A 16,720-nucleotide genomic window follows, 5' to 3' on the forward strand; every position below is an offset into this window, starting at 1 on the left:
TCCTCAGGGGACGGGGCAGCGGATCAGCGGGGCGGGAAACTCGGTGCAGCCTGGGAACTCGATCTCGTTCGGCCCGCGCCGGACCACGACGAGCACGTCCGGGCTCGCGCAGCCGAAAGTCCCGGTCGGCTGCTGGCTTGCCATCACGCCCGGAATCCGCGGCATCGGGCGGAAGCGGAACTCGGCTCCGTCGGGGGTGCCGCGAACGCTCTCGATCAGGCGCTGGGTATAGACCTGCTCGAGCAGGGTCTTCCGAAGGACGATGTCGCGGGTGAAGATGACGGTCGGGTCGGCGTAGCAAGCTTCGACCGTCTGGTTCGGGCTTGCCGGCAGCGTGCCACCGACCCACGAGCCGTAGAGCCAGGCATGCGGCTCTCCCTGCGCACCGGCCGGGGTCGTGGCGAGAGCGAGCAGGGCGGCGAGGATCAGGCGAGGCATGGCGTTCTCCCGCTGCGATGCGCTGCCCGACCCTAGCCAAGCGCCGCGGCGGCGCAAGCGGTCAGGCGCGTGCGGGGGCGGGCGTGCGGGGGTCGCGCACGGGGAGGTTCACGAGCGCGGCGAGGCCGCCGGCGAGGATCGCGATCACCCACATTGCGTCATAGCGTCTTGTGCGATCCCAGATCACGCCGGCGAGCGACGCGCCGGTGAAACCCCCGATCTGGTGGCCGAGGAAGACGAGGCCGAAGATCGTGGCGAGCCACTGCGTGCCGAACCGCCGCGCGACGAGCCGGACGGTCGGCGGCACCGTCGAGAGCCATAACAGCCCCATCAGCGCAGAGAAGAGCGCGAGCGTAGCCTCGGTCTTCGGCCCCAGATGGAAGGCGAGCATCACCACGGCCCGCCCGCCATAGATGACGACAAGCAACTCGCGCCGCCGCCAGCGGCTCGAGAGCTCGCCCGAGATCATCGCGCCGAGAATGTTGAACAGGCCGATGATCGCGATCGCGTTCGCCCCCCAGGACGGATGGAGCCCGCAGGCGGCGACGAAGCCCGGCAGGTGCACGGTCAGGAACGAGACGTGCAGCCCGCAGACGAAGAAGCCGAAGAAGAGGCACCAGAAATGCGCGGTCAAAAGTGCCTCGCGCAGCGCCTGTGCCGCGCCCTGCGGCCGCCCCTCGTGCTGCGGGTTCGGGCGGTCGGCGAGCGGGAGAGCGAGCGGCATCGCAAGGATCGCCGCCGCCGCCATCGCGTAGAGGGCGCCCTGCCAGCCGAAGAGGTCAATCCCCGCCTGCACGATCGGCACCACCGAGAACTGGCCGAAAGAGGAACCGGCCGTGGCGAGCCCGGTGGCGCGGCCGCGCAGCTCGGGCGGCAGAAGGCGCGATAGCCCCGCCATCACGATCGGGAAGCCGGCGGCCGAGACGGCGATGCCGAGCACGAGCGCCGCGCCGAGGTAGAAGAGGGCGAGCGAGGTCGCCGCCGCCATGATCGCAAGGCCGAGCGCGTAGAGGCCCCAGCCGCTCCACAGAACGGTTCGGCCGCCGAACCGGTCAGCCAGGTTGCCGCAGATCGGCTGGCTCACGCCGTTGAGCAGCACCTGCGCGGCGATCGCGACCGCGAAGGCCGATGCCGTCCAGCCGTGGAAGGCGGTCATCGGCCCGAGAAACAGGCCGAAGCTCTGCCTCAGCCCCATCGAGAGAGCGCAGAGCACGACGGCGCAGACGATGCGAAGTCGGGGCGAGGCGGCCATCGGGTGCGACCATACAGGCCGGCCGCGCGACCGCCCAGGGCGTGCGGCTCGAGACGGGATGCGCCGGGAAGATGGCCGGCTTGCGCGGACGGGTGCCGGCGTGGCAGGTGACGCGCCTCACCACACTGGACGCTTGCCTTGGAACTCCCCGGCCTCCGGCACCTCTACGACTGGACGCTCAGGCTCGCCGCGCACCCGCAGGCGCAGCTTTGGCTTGCGATCATCTCCTTCGCCGAGTCGAGCGTCTTTCCCGTCCCGCCCGATGTGATCCTCGCGCCGATGGCGGTCGCCCGGCCGGACCGTTGGTGGCGCTCGGCGGTGATCTGCACCGCGGCGTCGGCGGCGGGCGGCGTGTTCGGCTACCTGATCGGCTGGGGCCTCTACGAGACGGTCGCTGTGCCGATCATCGACGCCTACCGGCTGCACGAGGCGAACGAGCGGTTCCGCGCGCTCTATCTGCGCTACGACTGGCTTGTGGTCGCCATCGCTGGGTTCACGCCGATCCCCTACAAGCTCGCGACCATCGCCTCGGGCGCCGTCGGGATGGGAATCGTTCCGTTCCTGGTCGCCTCGATCGCGAGCCGTGGCGCGCGCTTCTTCATGGTGGCGTTCGTCGCGGCGAAGCTCGGTCCGCCGGTGCTCGCCATGATCGAGAGGCGGCTGACCTTCTTCACGATCCTGTTCCTGGTGCTGCTCGTCGGCGGCTTCGTGGTGGTGCGGCTCTTTTGAGGCTCACCGCGGCGCGATCAGCGCGCTGATCTCCTCGAGGCTCGCGGGGTCGTCGATCGTCGGCGGCACGGCGTAGGGCTGACCGTCGGCGATCTTCCTGATCGTCGCCTGGAGCACCTTGCCCGAGCGCGTCTTCGGCAGGCGCGGCACGATCCGCGCCGACTTAAACGACGCCACGGGGCCGATCCGGTCACGCACCATCGCCACGAGCTCGCGCTCGAGCGTCGCCTCGTCCTTCGCGACTCCGGCCTTGACCACGACGAGGCCGAGCGGCACCTGGCCCTTGAGCGCGTCATGCACGCCGACGACGGCGCACTCGGCGACATCGGGATGCGCGGCGAGCACCTCCTCCATCGCGCCGGTCGAGAGCCGGTGGCCGGCGACATTGATGATGTCGTCGGTCCGGCTCATCACCGAGACGTAGCCCTCCTCGTCGATCATCCCGGCGTCGGCGGTCGTGTACCAGCCAAGGTGGCGGTCGAGATAGGCCTCGCGGAAGCCCGTGTCGTTGTTCCACAGCGTCGGCAGGCAGGACGGCGGCAGAGGCAGCTTCAGCGCGAGGTCGCCGATCGTGCCGGGCGGAAGCGGCCGGCTCGCCTCGTCGAGCACCGCGACCTCGAAGCCCGGGGAGGGCTTGCCGCCCGAGCCGGGCTTGACCGGGAACAGGCCCAAGCCCCGGAAATTGCCGGTGATGGCCCAGCCGGTCTCGGTCTGCCACCAGTGGTCGATCACCGGCCTGCCGAGCAGGCGCGAGGCCCAGAGGATCGTGTCGGGGTCGCATCGTTCTCCGGCAAGGAACAGAGCCTCGAGGCGCGAGAGGTCGTAGCGGCGCATCAGCGCCCCGTCCGGATCCTCGCGCTTGATCGCGCGCAGCGCCGTCGGCGCCGTGAACAGCGCCTTCACCCGGTGCTCGTCGCACACCCGCCAGAACGCCCCGGCGTCGGGCGTGCCGACCGGCTTGCCCTCGTAGACAATGGTGGTGCAGCCGGCGAGCAGAGGGCCATAGACGATGTAGCTGTGGCCGACCACCCAGCCGACATCGGAGGCCGCCCAGAACACATCCCCCGCGCCGACGCCGTAGAGCATCGACATCGAGTTCAACAGCGCCACGGCATGCCCGCCAGTGTCGCGGACGATGCCCTTCGGCCGCCCGGTCGTTCCGGAGGTGTAGAGGATGTAGAGCGGGTCGGTCGCCGCCACCGGCACGCAGGCGTGCGGCGATGCGTTCGCTTCCGCATCGGCCCAGTCGTGGTCGCGCCCGGGCGTCATCGGCGCCTCGAGGTCGGCCCGCTGCAGGATCAGGCAGGCCTCGGGCTTGTGCGGCGACAGCGCGATCGCGGCATCGAGCAGCGGCTTGTAGGCGACCGTGCGCCCGGGCTCGAGCCCGCAGGAGGCGGAGAGGATCGCCTTCGGCGCGGCGTCGGCGATCCGCGCGGCGAGCTCGGCCGCGGCGAAGCCGCCGAACACCACCGAGTGGATGGCGCCGAGCCGCGCGCAGGCGAGCATCGCGATCACCGCCTCGGGCACCATCGGCATGTAGATGATCACGCGGTCGCCGCGGCGGACACCGAGCGCGGCGAGAACGCCGGCGACGCGGGCAACACGGCCGGTGAGCTCGGCGTAGGTCAGAGTCTGCTTCCGCCCGGTCATCGGGCTGTCCCAGATCAGCGCCGCCTGCCCGCCGCGGCCCGCCTCGACGTGGCGGTCGAGCGCGTTGTGGCAGGTGTTCAGCATGCCGTCGGGGAACCAGCGGCCATAGGGGCCGAGCGAGGGGTCGAAGACGGTTCGCGGCGGCCGATCCCAGGCGAGAGCGCGCGCACGCTCCGCCCACCAGCCGAAGGGGTCGGCCCGCCAGGCGGCGTAGGCCTCGTCATACCCGGTCTTCTGGATCGACCCCGTCATGGCTCTGGTCCGTTTCCACCCTCGAGGCGTCGCGCCTCGCAGGGCGGATCGTGCGCGAGTGGCAAGGCGCCGGCAATGACCGACATCACGACGCGGTGCGACGACTCGGCGGGACGCCCGCAAGGGGGGACACGGGACAACCCTGCCGGTCAGACTCCTGAGAGCTCTACACTCGGGAGTTGTCACTGCGTCAAAAACCGGCCAGGGTGGAGGCATACCCGCGTATGCCGAGTTCGGGAGATCCATGACCGCACGCCTGCGCCCGCCACCCCCAGGCGCATCCGCCGAAGGGCTGTTCCTCTGTCTTCGTGCGCTCGCCGGGGAGGCGAGAAGCCTCGGTCTCGTCGAGGCGGCGCGCACGATCGAGCTTGCGGCCGAGCTCGTCTCGGTGGAGGCCGAGGAGCTCGGTCTCTCCCTGGCTCGCCGGGCCGGACGGCAGCGCCGGGTCCGCCCGGCCTGACGCGGCCCGTCCCGCCGCGCGCTCCTCTCGCCGCCCGTCCCCCTGGCGCAGGAGCCTGCCCGCGCCCTAGGCTCGGCGAGGGATGGAGACGCCACGGCGCAGTGTGCGTGGAGCGATTGGCAGGGCCCTGAGAGCGGCCCTCGAGGCCGTGCTCGCGCCGAACGCGGAGGAGCGCCACCGTCGCCACGGCGAGACGCTGCTTCTTCCGGCCGGTCCGCTCGCCCAATGCCGCTTTGTCGTGTTCGATCTCGAAACGACGGGCCTCTCGCCGAGCTACGGCGACCGCATCGTCTCGATCGGCGCGGTGCGGGTGGAGGGGGGAGCGATCCTGGACGGCGACCGGTTCGCGACCTTCGCGCAGCCGGGACGGCCGATCCCGCCCGCGAGCACGGCGATTCATGGGCTCACGGAGGCGATGGTGGCGCACGCTCCGCGCTGGCCCGAGGCGGTGCGGGCCTTCCAGGCCTATGTCGGGGACGCCGTGCTCGTCGCCCACAACGCCGCGTTCGACCTCGCCTATCTGCACGCGGCCGAGGCGCAGACTGGGGTGCGCTTCACCAACCCGGTGCTCTGCAGCCTGCTTCTCTCGCAGTGGCTCGACCCGGACGAGAAAGCGCACGATCTCGACTCTCTCGCGGCACGGCATGGTGTTGTCATCCACGGGCGACACGACGCGCTCGGCGATGCGGAGGCGACGGCGCTCCTGTTCTGCTCGCTGTTGCGTCGCGCCGAGGCACGGCGCGTCACCTCGCTCGAGGAACTGTTCCGGAAGACGCGTATGCGCGAGCGGATCGCCGAGGCCGCGGCGCGGTTCTGAACGCCGACATGCCCTCACCTGCGAAAAGGGGCGGTGGCTCGCGCCACCGCCCCGTCGACCGCCCAAGGCACGGTTGGTCGGAGTGAGAGGATTCGAACCTCCGGCCCCTGCGTCCCGAACACAGTGCTCTACCAGGCTGAGCTACACTCCGGCAGCGAGCCCTGGGACAGGGCCGGTGTATAGGCCCGGGGGACGGGCCGGGCAAGACGCGAGCCCCGCATGCAAAAGCGCCATGGCGGTCAGGTGAGGCCGGCCGCGGTCCGGCTGCCGGGGGCGAGGGTGGCGAGCAGCGGCAGGACCGCCTCGGCACCGCGCGCCAGCGCGTAGAGGCTGCGCGTCTCCAGCCCGGCGAAGCCCATGCCGATCGCCGCCTCAAGGGCGGCGACGAGCGGCGCGGCCGAGCCCGCGACATCGCAGAGCACGATCGGCTTGTCGTGCAGGCCGAGCTGCCGCCAGGTGATGATCTCGATCGTCTCGTCGTAGGTGCCCAGGCCCCCGGGTAGCGTCACGAAGGCATCCGCCCGCTCGGCCATGATCGCCTTGCGCGCGTGCATCGAACTGGTCTCGATGAGCTCGGTCAGCCCCTCGTGCTCGACCTCGCGCCGGGCAAGGAAGGTCGGGATCACGCCGGTGACCGTGCCGCCGGCCGCGAGGCAGGCATCGGCGAGCACGCCCATCAGCCCGACCCTGCCGCCGCCGTAGATCAGCCGGATGCCCGCACCGGCCAGCGCCCGGCCAAGGGTCGCCGCGGCTTCTCGGTGGCGCGGGTCGTTGCCGAGGCGCGAGCCGCAGAACACGGCGACGGCGTTGAGGGAGGGGGGCATCGACGGCGGCTCCGAGGGCGCAGGCGGCATCACGGTGTGGCGAGGCAGATGATCAGGCGGCCAGCATGATTGCATCGAACCGGCCGATCGGCATCATCGCCGGTGTCGATGCGGCGTGACGCATTTCCTCCTCGCACGCGCCGACCGAGCCGCTACCCTCGTTCCCCACTCGAAGGGAGACGAACCGGATGATGCCGACCACGCTTGCCCGCCTCGCCGTCGTTGCCAGCCTCGCCGCCGTCCTCGCCGCTCCGGCAGGCCTCGCGCAAGGTGACGTGATCGCCACCCGAAAGGACGGGTTCAAGGGAATGGCCGCGAACATGGAGGCGATCCAGAAGATCGTCGAGGGCAGGCAGCCGGCGGCAGGTGCCATCGCGCCGGCGCGTGCGATCGCGGCGCACGCACCGTCGATCGTCACCCTCTTCCCGCCCGGGAGCGACCGTGGCGACACCCGGGCCCTGCCCTCGATCTGGTCCGACCGTGCCGGCTTCGAGCGCGTCGCCGCCGCCTTCGTCACGCAGGCGAACGCGCTTGTCGCTGCGGCCGAGAGCGGCGATTCGGCACAGCTCGCTCGCGCCCTGCAGGCGACCGGTCAAGCCTGCGGCGCCTGCCACCGCCCCTACCGCATGCCGCGCTGAGCGGCGCGCACACCGCGCCTCAGCCCAAGGTCACGATCCCCCGCACCGCTGCCGCCGACAGGGCGAGCAGAAGCAGCCCCCGGAGCACGCCGGCATGCGCCGGCGCGGCCACGTCTTCGGGCAGGATCTTGCGGCCGGTGACCATCGCCTCGACAAGGCGATGCCGCGGCCAGAGCCGATAGAACAGTGCCGCGAACAAATGCAGCGCGATCATCGCGATCAGGACGTTCTTGATCGTGTAGTGCCAGGAGGTTATCCGGTCGGACATCGCCTTGCCGACGGTCGCGGCGAGCGGCCCCCGGAACAGGATGTCGTCATTGGCGAACAGCCCGGTCGTCGCCTGCGCGCCGAGGAGCGCGAGTAGAACCACCACTGCCCAGCCGCCCAAGGGGTTGTGGCTCGTCTCGCGGTCCGGCGAGCGGCGGATCAGGTGCGAAAGATGCGCAGCCACCGCACTCGGCCCCTTGAGGAACGCGGCGAACTGGGCGTTCTCGCTGCCTAAGAAACCCCACAGTACGCGCCAGATCACGAGCGTGAGGATGGCGTAGCCGAACAGGGCGTGCTCCTCCATCCAGTGCAGCTGCACTGTCGTGACGCTGCCGATGATCGCCACCACGAGCGCCCAGTGGAACACGCGCACCGGCAGGTCCCAGACCGGCACCGGCCGAAGCCTGATCTCGCCATCGCGCATGCTTCGCCCCCGACAATGGATGATGGCTGCGAGTATGCCGGCAGCGCCTGCCGCTTGACAGGCTGGACAGGGCGGGCGAGGTCGCAACCGTGCTCCCGTTCGTCTCCGAGGCCTGGATTCCCGGCGCGTGGCAACCGCCGGTCGCCGCCTTCGCGATCGCGGTCGTCGCGTCGCTCGCTCTCGTGCTCGCGGGGGCGAGGCGGCTTGCGGGACTTGGCGCCGCCGCCTCGCTCGTGGCGGTGCTGTTCCTCGAGCTTGGCGTGCGCATGGTGACGCCGCGCATGCTCCCGGAACGGATCCCCTGGCTTGTGCTTGGCGCCGGGGCGGCGGGGCTCGTTAGCGATCTCCTCGCCGCGCGCGGGGCTGTCGCGGCTCTCCTCGGTGTGCTGACAGCGCTCGGCGGCGGCTGGTTCATGCTCGGCGCGCCGCGGGCGATGCCTGATCTGGCGCGAATCCTCGCCGAGGCCGTGCCGGTGCTCGCTGCCTTCGCGGTGCCGCTCTGGCGGCTCCTCGGTGCGCGCGCCCATGCCAGCGCGGCTGGTGCTGCTGCTGCCGCCGCCGCCGCCCTTCTCACGCTCGGCCTCTTCGCAGCAGGCAGCGCGGGCGCCTTCCTCGGCTTCGCCGGCGTCGTCGCCGGGGCGGCGTTGGGGCTGCTGCTGGCTGGCCTCCTGCCCGGCGCGTCGGCCGGGTGTTCGGGCGCTCTCGCCCTTGCCGCCTCTCTCGCCGGGGTCATTGTCTCGGCCGGGCTCGCGCAACGGCAGCCTGCGGTCTGGGCCGGCTGCGCCGCCGCGCTCCTCGGCCTCGCCGCCGGCCGCGCTGTCGCCGCGTTGCTTGGGGTCGCGGCGAACGGCGTCGTGGGAGGGCTCGCCGGCGTCGGTCTCGCCGGCCTGCCCGGCATCGCCGCGGCCTTCCTCCTTCGCTCCTTCGCCTGAGCCCAGGCGGCAAGCGACTTGCGCTCCTGTTACCGCGGTTTCATCTAAAGCCTCGTCGCTGCGCGGAAGGTCGGCATGCGCCTCGTCCTGGTCGGGCTCCTGGGGCTTCTCGTGGTGGGCGCCATCCTCTGGGCGGCGCGTGACGCCCCGTCGCCGACCTCGCCCGCCCCGCCGCAGGCTTCGGCTCCAACTCCCGCGCCCCAGGCCACCGTCCAGCCCCCAGCTCCGCCGCAGTCGGCAGCCCCGCCCGCGGCCGAGCCGGAGCCCCGGTCACGCCCCGCGCCGCAGGCCGCGACCGCGCCGTCACCGCCCCCACCACCGGCCGAGCCACCGCGGCGCACCGAGGCCCCCTCAGCGCCTGCCCCGAGCCTCGCCCTCCCCGCAGGGCCTCCCGTTTCGCCGACGCGGGATCCCCCGGCACCGCCTTCCGAACCGCCGCTGCGCAGGCCGAGCTTCGACGTGGTGCGCATCGGCTCCCGCGGCGATGCTGTGATCGCCGGGCGCGCCGAGCCGGGAGCAGAGGTCATCGTTCTTGACGGCACGCGCGAGCTCGGCCGGGCCAGGGCGGACCGTCGTGGGGAGTGGGTGCTCGTCTTCGCCGCACCTTTGGCACCGGGCGGGCGCGAACTCTCTCTGCGGGCCGTCCATCCCGATGGGCGGATCAGCGAGAGCGAGAGCGCCGTCGTCCTTGTCGTTCCGGAGCCCGAGCGCGACATCGCCGGCCGGCCGGCACAGGGCCAGGCGGCAGCCCCGCTCGCCGTGCTCACGCCGCGCGAGGGGCAGGGTGAGCTCAGGGTGCTGCAGGCGCCACCAGCGCCGGCCGCGCCGCCGCCGCCGCCCTCTGGGGGGATATCCGCCTCGCCCCCGCAGGCGTCGTCGGCCGAGGCGAACGCTTCCCCGCCTCCCGCACCGGGGCCAGCCGCTCCCGCGCCCGCAGCGGCCGCTTCCCTCCCGGCCCTCCCGCAGGGCCGCCCTCCCGGGGGCGTCTCGATCGACATCGTCGACTACGCCGACACCGGGGCGGTTCAGTTCGCCGGCCGCGCTGCACCGGGCGAGGCGGTGCGTCTGTATCTCGACAACCGCCACATCGGCGACGCCGCAGCCGATGCGCAGGGGCGCTGGAGCCTCCGCCCCGACGAGCCGATCGCGCCCGGAACCTTCGATCTCCGCGCCGACCAGGTGGATCGCTCCGGCCGCGTGACGGCGCGGGTACAGATGCCGTTCCAGCGTGCCGAGGCGACGCCGCAGGCGCTCGAGGGGCGGACCGTGGTCGTCCAGCCCGGCAACAATCTCTGGCAGATCGCGCGCCAGACCTACGGGCGCGGCATCCACTACACCCACATCCATGCCGCGAACGCCGCCCAAATCCGCGACCCGAACCTGATCTTCCCCGGCCAGGTGTTCACCCTGCCTGCTGTGGTGCCGCCGACGCCCTGACCCGCCGCGTCGCGGCTCAGGCAGTGCGCGCCCCTTCCTCCTCGAGCAGGTCGAGCACCGGGTCGAGGGCAAGCACGAACAAGGTCGCCGCTGTCACGAGTCGCGTCGCGGTCGGCGCGCCGCCGAGCTCCGCCTCCGCCTCGAGGTGGATCCCATGGTCGGGCGAGAGGCTGAGCCTCCAGCCTTCGGCGAGCGCCGAACGCAAGGCCGGAAGGCTCTCGAGCAGGCGTCGTCGCGCCGCGGCATCCTCCGCCGTGAACGGCACCCGCGCCAGGCCGACGGAGAAACCGATCCGTGCGCCGGGAAGAAGACGTGCCGCGATCCGTCGCCCGCGCCAGCGATAGCCGAACCTCGGCGCGAGCTCCGGCTCTGCCGGTGAGATCGTGCCGTCGGCCAGCACCGTGAACGGGCCGAGCCGGCCGATCGGCGGCGGCGTCGCGGCGGCGTGTTCTGCTTGGGCGAGCATCATCCTGTCGTTTTTGCGCCGCTGGGGTGAACGCATCTATAACGTCGCGGCATGTTCGAAACCCTCGCCTCCGTGCTCAGCCCGCCGCATCGCGCGGGCCTTCCCTTCATCGCCGCTTCGGCCGTGGCGGCGCTCGTGCTCGGCCTCTTTTCCTCGACGCTGATGTGGATCGGCGTCGCCGCCGCGCTCTTCTGCGCCTTCTTCTTCCGCGACCCCACGCGGGTCACCCCCGCCCGCGAGGGCCTCGTCGTGGCCCCGGCCGATGGGCGCGTGGTCTCCGTGGCGGAAGCGGTCCCGCCCGCCGAGCTCGAGCTCGGGCCGGAGCCGCGCTGGCGCGTGGCGATCTTCCTCTCCGTGCTCGACGTGCACGTCAACCGCGCGCCGGTCGATGGAACCGTCACGCGGATCGCCTATCGCCCGGGGAGGTTCCTCAACGCCGCCGATGCCATGGCGGCGGAGGAGAACGAGCGGAACGGGCTTGCGATCGCGCTCGCGGATGGGCGCAAGGTCGGTGTGGTGCAGATTGCCGGGCTGATCGCGCGACGGATCGTCTGCGAGGTGCGCGAGGGCGACCGGCTGCTCGCGGGGCAGCGCTTCGGCCTGATCCGCTTCGGCAGCCGCACCGATCTCTACCTCCCGCCCGGGGTCGCGCCGCTTGTCGCCGAGGGCCAGCGCATGGTCGGCGGCGAGACGGTGGTCGCCGACCTCGCCTCGACCGAGCTGCGCCGGCTCGGCGTGGTGCGGTGAAACCCCGCTCGCCCGCCGTCGAGCGCTGGCGGCAGCGGCTTCGCCGACGCTCGCGGCCGCGCTTCAAGGGGCTCTCCTTCAATCGGCTGATCCCGAACCTGATGACGCTTGTCGGCCTCTGCGCCGGCTTGACCGCGATCCGCTTCGCCCTGATGGGGCGGTGGGACGCGGCCGCCGCGGCGATCGTGATCGCAGGCGTGATCGACGGGCTCGACGGGCGGATCGCCCGGCTTCTCAAGGGGACGAGCCGGTTCGGCGCGGAGTTCGACAGCCTCGCCGATTTCCTCTGCTTCGGCGTCGCGCCCGCGCTCGTGCTCTATCTCTGGACGCTGCAGACCTGGGGCGGCCTCGGCTGGGTGCCATGCCTGATGTATGCGGTGTGCGCAGCGCTTCGGCTCGCACGGTTCAACGCCGCGATCGACGGCGCGCCCAAGCCCGCTTACGCCTACAACTTCTTCACCGGCGTCCCCGCCCCGGCTGCGGCGGGGCTTGCCCTGTTCCCGCTGTTCGTGGCACTTCAGGCCGAGGCGATGCGGCTTGCGACGATTGCCGACATCGCGCGCTTCCCGGGCCTCGCGGCGGCGGTGCTGTTCGGCGTCGGCTTGCTGATGGTCTCGACGTTGCCGACCTGGAGCTTCAAGAACTTCAAAGTGCCGCAGCAATACATCCTGCCGCTTCTGCTCGGCGCGGGGTTCTTCGTCGCCATCCTCGTCAGCGAGCCCTGGGCCGCCTTCGCCCTGCTCGGGGTCGTCTATGCCGCCCTGATCCCGATGGGGGTGAGGAGCTACGAGCGGCTGCGTGCCGAGGCCGAAGCGCTTGGCCTCGCCGCTCCGGAGGAGGCGGCGGAGACGAAGGACGCCGCCTGAGCGCGCCTATTCCGCCGCCTTCTGCCGCCGCTCCCTGCCTTCGCCCGTGCGCCGTTCCGTTACCAGAACGCCCTCCGCCTTCAGAGCCGCGATCTCCGCCTCGGAGAACCCGTGCGCGGCGAGCACCGCATCGCCGTCCTGGCCGAAGCGCGGCGGCGGCCGCCGCGCCCCGCCCGGCGTGCGGCTGAACTTGATCGGCGTGTTGATCCCCCTGTACCAGCCGAGCTCGGCGACCATCCCCCGCGCCTTGGTGTGCGGCGCCTGAGCGACCTCGTCGATGTAGAGCACCGGGCCCGCAGGCAGCCCGTTCGCGAGCAGACGCTGCGACAGCGCGTGCCCGTCCTCCTGGCCCACGATCTCCTGCACGATCGCCGAAAGGGCGGCGCGGTTCGCCATCCGGTCGGCATTGGTTCGGAACCGTGGATCCTCTGCGAGCTCCGGCCGCCCGAGCAGGTCGCACATCTTGCGGAAGGTCGCGTCATTGCCGGTGCCGATGAAGATCTCGCAGGTGGCGGTGCGAAACTTGTCGTAGGGCGCGAGGTTGGGGTGCGGGTTGCCCGTCGCCACCGGCCGCTTGCCCGAGAGGAAGTAGTTGGCGGCGTGCGGGTGCAACAGCGCCATGCCGCAATCGTGCAGCGTCATGTCGATGAACTGTCCCTCGCCGGACCGCTGCCGCTCGAACAGCGCCATCAGGATCGCGATCGCCGAGAAGAGGCCGGTGCCGATATCGACCACCGGTGTCGCGAGCCGCGTCGGGCCGGAGGTCTCGGTGCCGTTGATGCTCATCAGCCCGACCATCGCCTGCACGATCGCGTCGTAGCCGGGGAAGCCGCCCAAGGGGCCTTCGGCGCCGAAGCCCGAGATTCGGCAGTGGATCAGGCGCGGGAAGCGCTCGCGCAGCGTCCCGTAGCCCAAGCCCCACTTCTCCATCGTTCCGGGCTTGAAATTCTCGACCAGTACGTCGGCGCCCTCGAGCAGGCGCAACAGCACCGCACGCGCCTCCTCGCGCGCGAGATCGAGCGCGAGCGATGCCTTGTTGCGGTTCACGCCGATGAAGTAGGAGGCGTCGCGCCCGCCTTCCGGGTGCTCGTGGAAGGGCGGGCCCCAGTCGCGCACCTCGTCGCCCTGCGGCGGCTCGATCTTGATCACCTCGGCGCCGTGGTCCGACAGCACCATGGTGCAGTAGGGACCGCCCAGCACGCGCGTCAGATCGATCACCTTGAGGCCCGCGAGCGCGCCCGGCGATACCATCGGCATGGCTTTCTCCCTCTCTCAGGCCGCCTTCGCGCCGAAGACGCGGGCGCAGAAGGCCGGGTAGGTGTCCTCGAGCGCGGCGCGGATCGGCCCGCGCAGGGCGGCGAGATCGTCCTCCGAAGGGGCACGCGTCAGAGGCACCTCGGCGGGTTCGTCATAGTCGAAACCGGTGGCCGAGCGGACACTCGCGCGCGTCTCTCCCGGGTGAAGCGCGGCGAGGGTGAAACGCGCCCGCACAGGGTCGAAGGCGAAGACGCAGCGGCCGGTGACGAGGGCCTGGGCGTGACCGCGTCGGAACACGCCGGGAGGCGAAACGCCGGGGGCGGAGACATAGTCCACCTTCGGCACGAGCACGCGCGGGCTGTGCTCCTCGCGGAACAGGATCGTTCTCGGAACGGTGAGATACATGAACGGGGCGCCGAAATTGCCCGGCAGCCGCGCCGCCGAACCGGGGGGCGAGCCGGTGCCGAGCAGGTTGATGTTGGCCGAGCCGTCGATCTGCACCCCGCCGAGGAAGAACAGGTCGATCCTCCCCTGGCCCGCGAGGTCAAAGAGCTCCCGCGTTCCCTCGGTGAAGGGGTTGCCGACGCGCTTCTGCAGAAGCGAGAGGCGTATGTCGGCGCCGCGGTGGCGGGCGAGCAGCACAGCATGGGCCGGGATCGGGCTTGCCGCGCCGACGGCGGCGTGTCGGACCGGGTGGGGATGGGGGGCCGTGATCAGGTCGGCGATCGCCGCGATCAGCCGTTCCTCTGGCGTCACGGCGCTCATGCCGCGGCGCTCGCGACATCGGCGGAACGGGCGGTGAGGGGAAGGTTGGTCGCAAGCCAGGCGCGGAACCCTTCTTCCGTACGCGCCGCGCGCGCGTACGACTCGATCGCCGCCTGGTCGGGCCCGTAGAGGTCGAGCAGGCCGAGCGGCCACGCCCCGTGCTCGGCGACCGCCACGGCCGAGACGTAGAGCGACGAGATCACCCCGGGCGCCATCCTCTCGTCCTCTATCAGGTTCCCCTCGACGACGCGCTCGACCGTGACAAGCGTGGCCTTCGACGCATGCGCGATGGTGGCGAGCTCGCGCCGGCGGCCGACCCAGACATTGCCCGCACGATCGGCCAGAGCGGCGTGGATCAGCGCCACATCGGGCGACAGCGCCGGGACGAGCACGATCGAGTCAGGCGCGGCCGAGAACGGGTTGTCGATCACCCGCCAGTCGGTGCGCGCGGCGATGAGGTCGGAGCCGATCAGCCCGCGCAGCGGCAGGAAGGGCACCCCCTTCTCGGCGGCCTGAAGTGCCGTGTGCACGGCCGGGCAGGTCCAGTCCTCGATCACGACCGTGCCGGCCCGGAACGCCGCGGTGAAGCGCGGCGCGAGGCCGGCCTCGCCGAGGGTGACGGCGCTCGTGGTCAGCCGCGCCACGCAGCCGGCGCCGATCAGGAGGTCGGTCGCAAAGCCGGAGACCGGAACGCCGATCAGGTGAAGGTTTCGCGCCCCGCGCCGGATCAGCGCCGCGGCGAGAGCGACCGGGCAGAGCGAGGTGTCGGGGGGCAGCGCCACCGTCGCGCCGTCGGGCACGCGGGCGGCGAGGGCGTCGAGATCGAGCAGCGGAACGGTCATGCGCCGGTCCTTCGCGCCGGAGGGCCGCTTTGCCGCACGCGCATCAGCCGAGCCAGCGGGCGAGGAAGGCGGCGGTGCGCCCGTTGGCGATCGCCGCCGCCCGGCCGTCCCAGTGCTGCCCGCTGACGCGGGCGAAGGCATGGTCCACGCCCGGATACACATGCACCTCAACCACCGGGTTCGGCGCGAGCGCGGCGAGCACCACCCCTTGCGCCGACTTCGGAACGAACTTGTCGAGCTCGGCGATGTGGGCGAGGAAGGGCCGCGTGATGCCGGTCGAGCCCTCGGCGAACAGCCCCTCGAGCCCGACGCCGTAATAGGAGACGTTACAGTCCGCATCCGACTGCAGCGCCATCATCGCCGCAAGCCGCCCGCCGAGGCAGAACCCCATCGTTCCGGCGCGGCCGTTGCAGCCGGGAAGCGCCCGCGCCGCCGCGAGCGTCGCCTTGAGGTCCTCCACACCCTTCTCCTGGTCGAAGGCGTTGAACAGGGCGAAGGCCTTGTCCCACTCGGCCTGGGTGCGGTCGGAGAGGTTCACGCGCGGCTCGAGGCGCCAGAACAGGTCGGGGGCCACCGCGATGAAGCCCTGGTCGGCCACCTGGTCGGCGATCGCCTTGAGGCTGTCGGAGACTCCGAAGATCTCCTGGATCACCACCACCGCGCCCGCGGGCGTGCGCTTCGGCCGGGCGACATAGGCGAAGAAGCTTCCCGAACCGTCGGTCGCGGAAATCGTGATCTCTGCCATGGCGTCTCCCCTGTACCGGTTGCCGGGCGGACAATACCGGTACGGGCGGTTTCGGGCTAGGATGCGGAGCGCATGCTCCGCCTCGCCGCCCTCGCCGCCGTCGCGCTGGTCGCGCTGCCAGCACGGGCGGCGCTCGACCCGGCGCTCGCCGCGGAGGGCTGGCGCAGCATCCCCTTCGCCGCGCCAGGACTCGCGATCGTCCAGGACGGCGAGACAGGGCTCAGGATCGAGGGAAGCGGGGGGATCGCTGTCGTCTTCCAGCCGATGCGCGTGCCGGTCGGGCCGAACACCTGCCTCTCCTGGCGCTGGCGCGTCGATCGCGGCCCGCCGCCGACCGATCTCACCCGCTCCTCAGGGGCCGATCGCGGCCTTGCCCTCTGGGTTGGCTTCGAGCCGGATGCGGAGCGCATGGGGCTGTTGCAGCGCTACCTGATGGGTGTGGCCACCATGTCCTCGGGCCGGCGCATGGTTCCTGGGTTCATCCTCGTCTATGTGCATGGCGGCACGGGCGAGGAGCCGCTCTGGCACCGCTCGCCGCTCACCGGCGGGATCGGCCGGACGATGGTGCTTTCGCCCGCCGGCACGGCGATCGGCGAATGGGTCGAGCAGGAGGTTCCGCTCGCCCAGCATTTCCGTGCCGCGTTCGGCATCGCGCCGACGGGCTTCGTCACAGAGCTCGCGATCGCTGCGGATGGCGACGACACAGGAGCGGCGATCGCCGCGCGAATCGGCGAGCTGCGCTTCAAGCCCTGCGCGGGGCCGGCCCAGGCGACCCGTTAGGCGACGCTCTGCAAGCGCTGCGGGTCGTGATGGTCGGCTGCGGCGCACCGGCTTCTCGGGAGGCCCGGGCGGAAGCGCGCGCGTGCCACTGTCAGCACCGGAGCGCGCGGGGCAGAGCGGTAGGCCGGGCGC

General features: G+C 71.8%; 20 protein-coding genes and 1 tRNA gene. 9 read left to right on the forward strand and 12 right to left on the reverse strand.

What is annotated here, in order from left to right; genetic code table 11:
- Positions 1-3 precede the first annotated feature (3 nt).
- Positions 4-438: a hypothetical protein gene (locus tag KO353_RS10995; RefSeq protein ID WP_218284738.1), complete on the reverse strand. Its 435-nt coding sequence runs from the start codon at positions 436-438 to the stop codon at positions 4-6.
- 61 nt (positions 439-499) lie between these two features.
- On the reverse strand, positions 500-1,690 hold the full coding sequence (locus tag KO353_RS11000) for an MFS transporter (protein ID WP_218284739.1): 1,191 nt from the start codon (positions 1,688-1,690) through the stop codon (positions 500-502).
- Between the two features lie 138 nt (positions 1,691-1,828).
- Between KO353_RS11000 and KO353_RS11005 the strand changes: the two genes are divergently transcribed.
- The gene (locus tag KO353_RS11005) at positions 1,829-2,419 is read left to right on the forward strand and encodes a YqaA family protein (protein ID WP_218284740.1); all 591 of its coding nucleotides are present in this window, start codon (positions 1,829-1,831) and stop codon (positions 2,417-2,419) included.
- A 3-nt stretch (positions 2,420-2,422) separates the two neighbouring features.
- On the opposite strand, the gene KO353_RS11010 is transcribed toward KO353_RS11005, so the two are convergent.
- Positions 2,423-4,321: a propionyl-CoA synthetase gene (locus tag KO353_RS11010; RefSeq protein ID WP_218284741.1), complete on the reverse strand. Its 1,899-nt coding sequence runs from the start codon at positions 4,319-4,321 to the stop codon at positions 2,423-2,425.
- A gap of 244 nt (positions 4,322-4,565) precedes the next feature.
- Between KO353_RS11010 and KO353_RS11015 the strand changes: the two genes are divergently transcribed.
- Positions 4,566-4,781, forward strand: a complete 216-nt coding sequence (locus tag KO353_RS11015; RefSeq protein WP_218284743.1) for a hypothetical protein — start codon at positions 4,566-4,568, stop codon at positions 4,779-4,781.
- Between the two features lie 148 nt (positions 4,782-4,929).
- Entirely contained in the window at positions 4,930-5,598 is a 669-nt protein-coding gene (locus KO353_RS11020; protein WP_218284744.1) for a 3'-5' exonuclease, read from the forward strand.
- Positions 5,599-5,672: 74 nt separating this feature from the next.
- Here the strand turns inward: KO353_RS11020 and KO353_RS11025 are convergent.
- From KO353_RS11025 to KO353_RS11035, 3 genes are all read right to left on the reverse strand, one after another.
- Positions 5,673-5,749, reverse strand: a tRNA-Pro gene (locus tag KO353_RS11025).
- An 88-nt stretch (positions 5,750-5,837) separates the two neighbouring features.
- A complete protein-coding gene (locus tag KO353_RS11030; RefSeq protein ID WP_218284746.1) occupies positions 5,838-6,422 on the reverse strand; it encodes an LOG family protein in 585 nt (194 codons plus the stop codon).
- Between the two features lie 52 nt (positions 6,423-6,474).
- Positions 6,475-6,624, reverse strand: coding sequence for a hypothetical protein (locus KO353_RS11035; protein WP_218284747.1), 150 nt, complete (start codon positions 6,622-6,624; stop codon positions 6,475-6,477).
- On the opposite strand from KO353_RS11035, the gene KO353_RS11040 reads away from it, so the two are divergent.
- On the forward strand, positions 6,611-7,060 hold the full coding sequence (locus KO353_RS11040; RefSeq protein WP_218284748.1) for a c-type cytochrome: 450 nt from the start codon (positions 6,611-6,613) through the stop codon (positions 7,058-7,060). The genes KO353_RS11035 and KO353_RS11040 overlap by 14 nt on opposite strands.
- Positions 7,061-7,079: 19 nt before the next feature.
- Here KO353_RS11040 and KO353_RS11045 read toward each other — a convergent pair whose 3' ends face one another.
- Positions 7,080-7,751 (reverse strand): cytochrome b/b6 domain-containing protein, encoded by a 672-nt coding sequence (locus KO353_RS11045; RefSeq protein WP_218284750.1) that lies wholly within the window; start codon positions 7,749-7,751, stop codon positions 7,080-7,082.
- 89 nt (positions 7,752-7,840) lie between these two features.
- Here KO353_RS11045 and KO353_RS11050 point away from each other — a divergent pair, with 89 nt between their 5' ends.
- Both KO353_RS11050 and KO353_RS11055 read left to right on the forward strand, forming a co-directional pair.
- Complete coding sequence (locus tag KO353_RS11050) at positions 7,841-8,683, forward strand: hypothetical protein (RefSeq protein ID WP_218284751.1); 843 nt, start codon at positions 7,841-7,843, stop codon at positions 8,681-8,683.
- Positions 8,684-9,145: 462 nt separating this feature from the next.
- The gene (locus tag KO353_RS11055; RefSeq protein ID WP_218284752.1) at positions 9,146-10,120 is read left to right on the forward strand and encodes a LysM peptidoglycan-binding domain-containing protein; all 975 of its coding nucleotides are present in this window, start codon (positions 9,146-9,148) and stop codon (positions 10,118-10,120) included.
- Positions 10,121-10,136: 16 nt separating this feature from the next.
- Here KO353_RS11055 and KO353_RS11060 read toward each other — a convergent pair whose 3' ends face one another.
- Complete coding sequence (locus KO353_RS11060) at positions 10,137-10,586, reverse strand: hypothetical protein (protein WP_218284753.1); 450 nt, start codon at positions 10,584-10,586, stop codon at positions 10,137-10,139.
- A 51-nt stretch (positions 10,587-10,637) separates the two neighbouring features.
- Between KO353_RS11060 and KO353_RS11065 the strand changes: the two genes are divergently transcribed.
- Together KO353_RS11065 and KO353_RS11070 are read left to right on the forward strand one after the other, a co-directional pair.
- Positions 10,638-11,333 (forward strand): phosphatidylserine decarboxylase, encoded by a 696-nt coding sequence (locus KO353_RS11065; RefSeq protein ID WP_218284754.1) that lies wholly within the window; start codon positions 10,638-10,640, stop codon positions 11,331-11,333.
- Positions 11,330-12,199 carry a CDP-alcohol phosphatidyltransferase family protein gene (locus KO353_RS11070; RefSeq protein WP_218284755.1) on the forward strand — a complete coding sequence of 290 codons (870 nt, stop codon included), beginning with the start codon at positions 11,330-11,332 and terminating at the stop codon, positions 12,197-12,199. The genes KO353_RS11065 and KO353_RS11070 overlap by 4 nt, the downstream gene beginning before the upstream one ends.
- A gap of 6 nt (positions 12,200-12,205) precedes the next feature.
- On the opposite strand, the gene KO353_RS11075 is transcribed toward KO353_RS11070, so the two are convergent.
- From KO353_RS11075 to KO353_RS11090, 4 genes are read right to left on the reverse strand one after another with little or no spacing between them, the layout of a single operon-like run.
- Positions 12,206-13,456 (reverse strand): CaiB/BaiF CoA transferase family protein, encoded by a 1,251-nt coding sequence (locus tag KO353_RS11075; RefSeq protein WP_235691808.1) that lies wholly within the window; start codon positions 13,454-13,456, stop codon positions 12,206-12,208.
- A 15-nt stretch (positions 13,457-13,471) separates the two neighbouring features.
- The gene (locus KO353_RS11080; RefSeq protein ID WP_218284756.1) at positions 13,472-14,221 is read right to left on the reverse strand and encodes a CoA-transferase; all 750 of its coding nucleotides are present in this window, start codon (positions 14,219-14,221) and stop codon (positions 13,472-13,474) included.
- Positions 14,218-15,063: a CoA transferase subunit A gene (locus tag KO353_RS11085; protein ID WP_218284757.1), complete on the reverse strand. Its 846-nt coding sequence runs from the start codon at positions 15,061-15,063 to the stop codon at positions 14,218-14,220. Before KO353_RS11085 ends, KO353_RS11080 begins: the two co-directional genes overlap by 4 nt.
- A gap of 43 nt (positions 15,064-15,106) precedes the next feature.
- A complete protein-coding gene (locus KO353_RS11090; protein WP_218284758.1) occupies positions 15,107-15,808 on the reverse strand; it encodes a dienelactone hydrolase family protein in 702 nt (233 codons plus the stop codon).
- A 72-nt stretch (positions 15,809-15,880) separates the two neighbouring features.
- On the opposite strand from KO353_RS11090, the gene KO353_RS11095 reads away from it, so the two are divergent.
- Positions 15,881-16,588, forward strand: a complete 708-nt coding sequence (locus KO353_RS11095; protein WP_218284759.1) for a DUF3047 domain-containing protein — start codon at positions 15,881-15,883, stop codon at positions 16,586-16,588.
- Positions 16,589-16,720: the final 132 nt, after the last annotated feature.

The sequence above is a fragment of the Elioraea tepida genome (genome assembly GCF_019203965.1).
GTDB classification, from domain to species: domain Bacteria; phylum Pseudomonadota; class Alphaproteobacteria; order Acetobacterales; family Acetobacteraceae; genus Elioraea_A; species Elioraea_A tepida.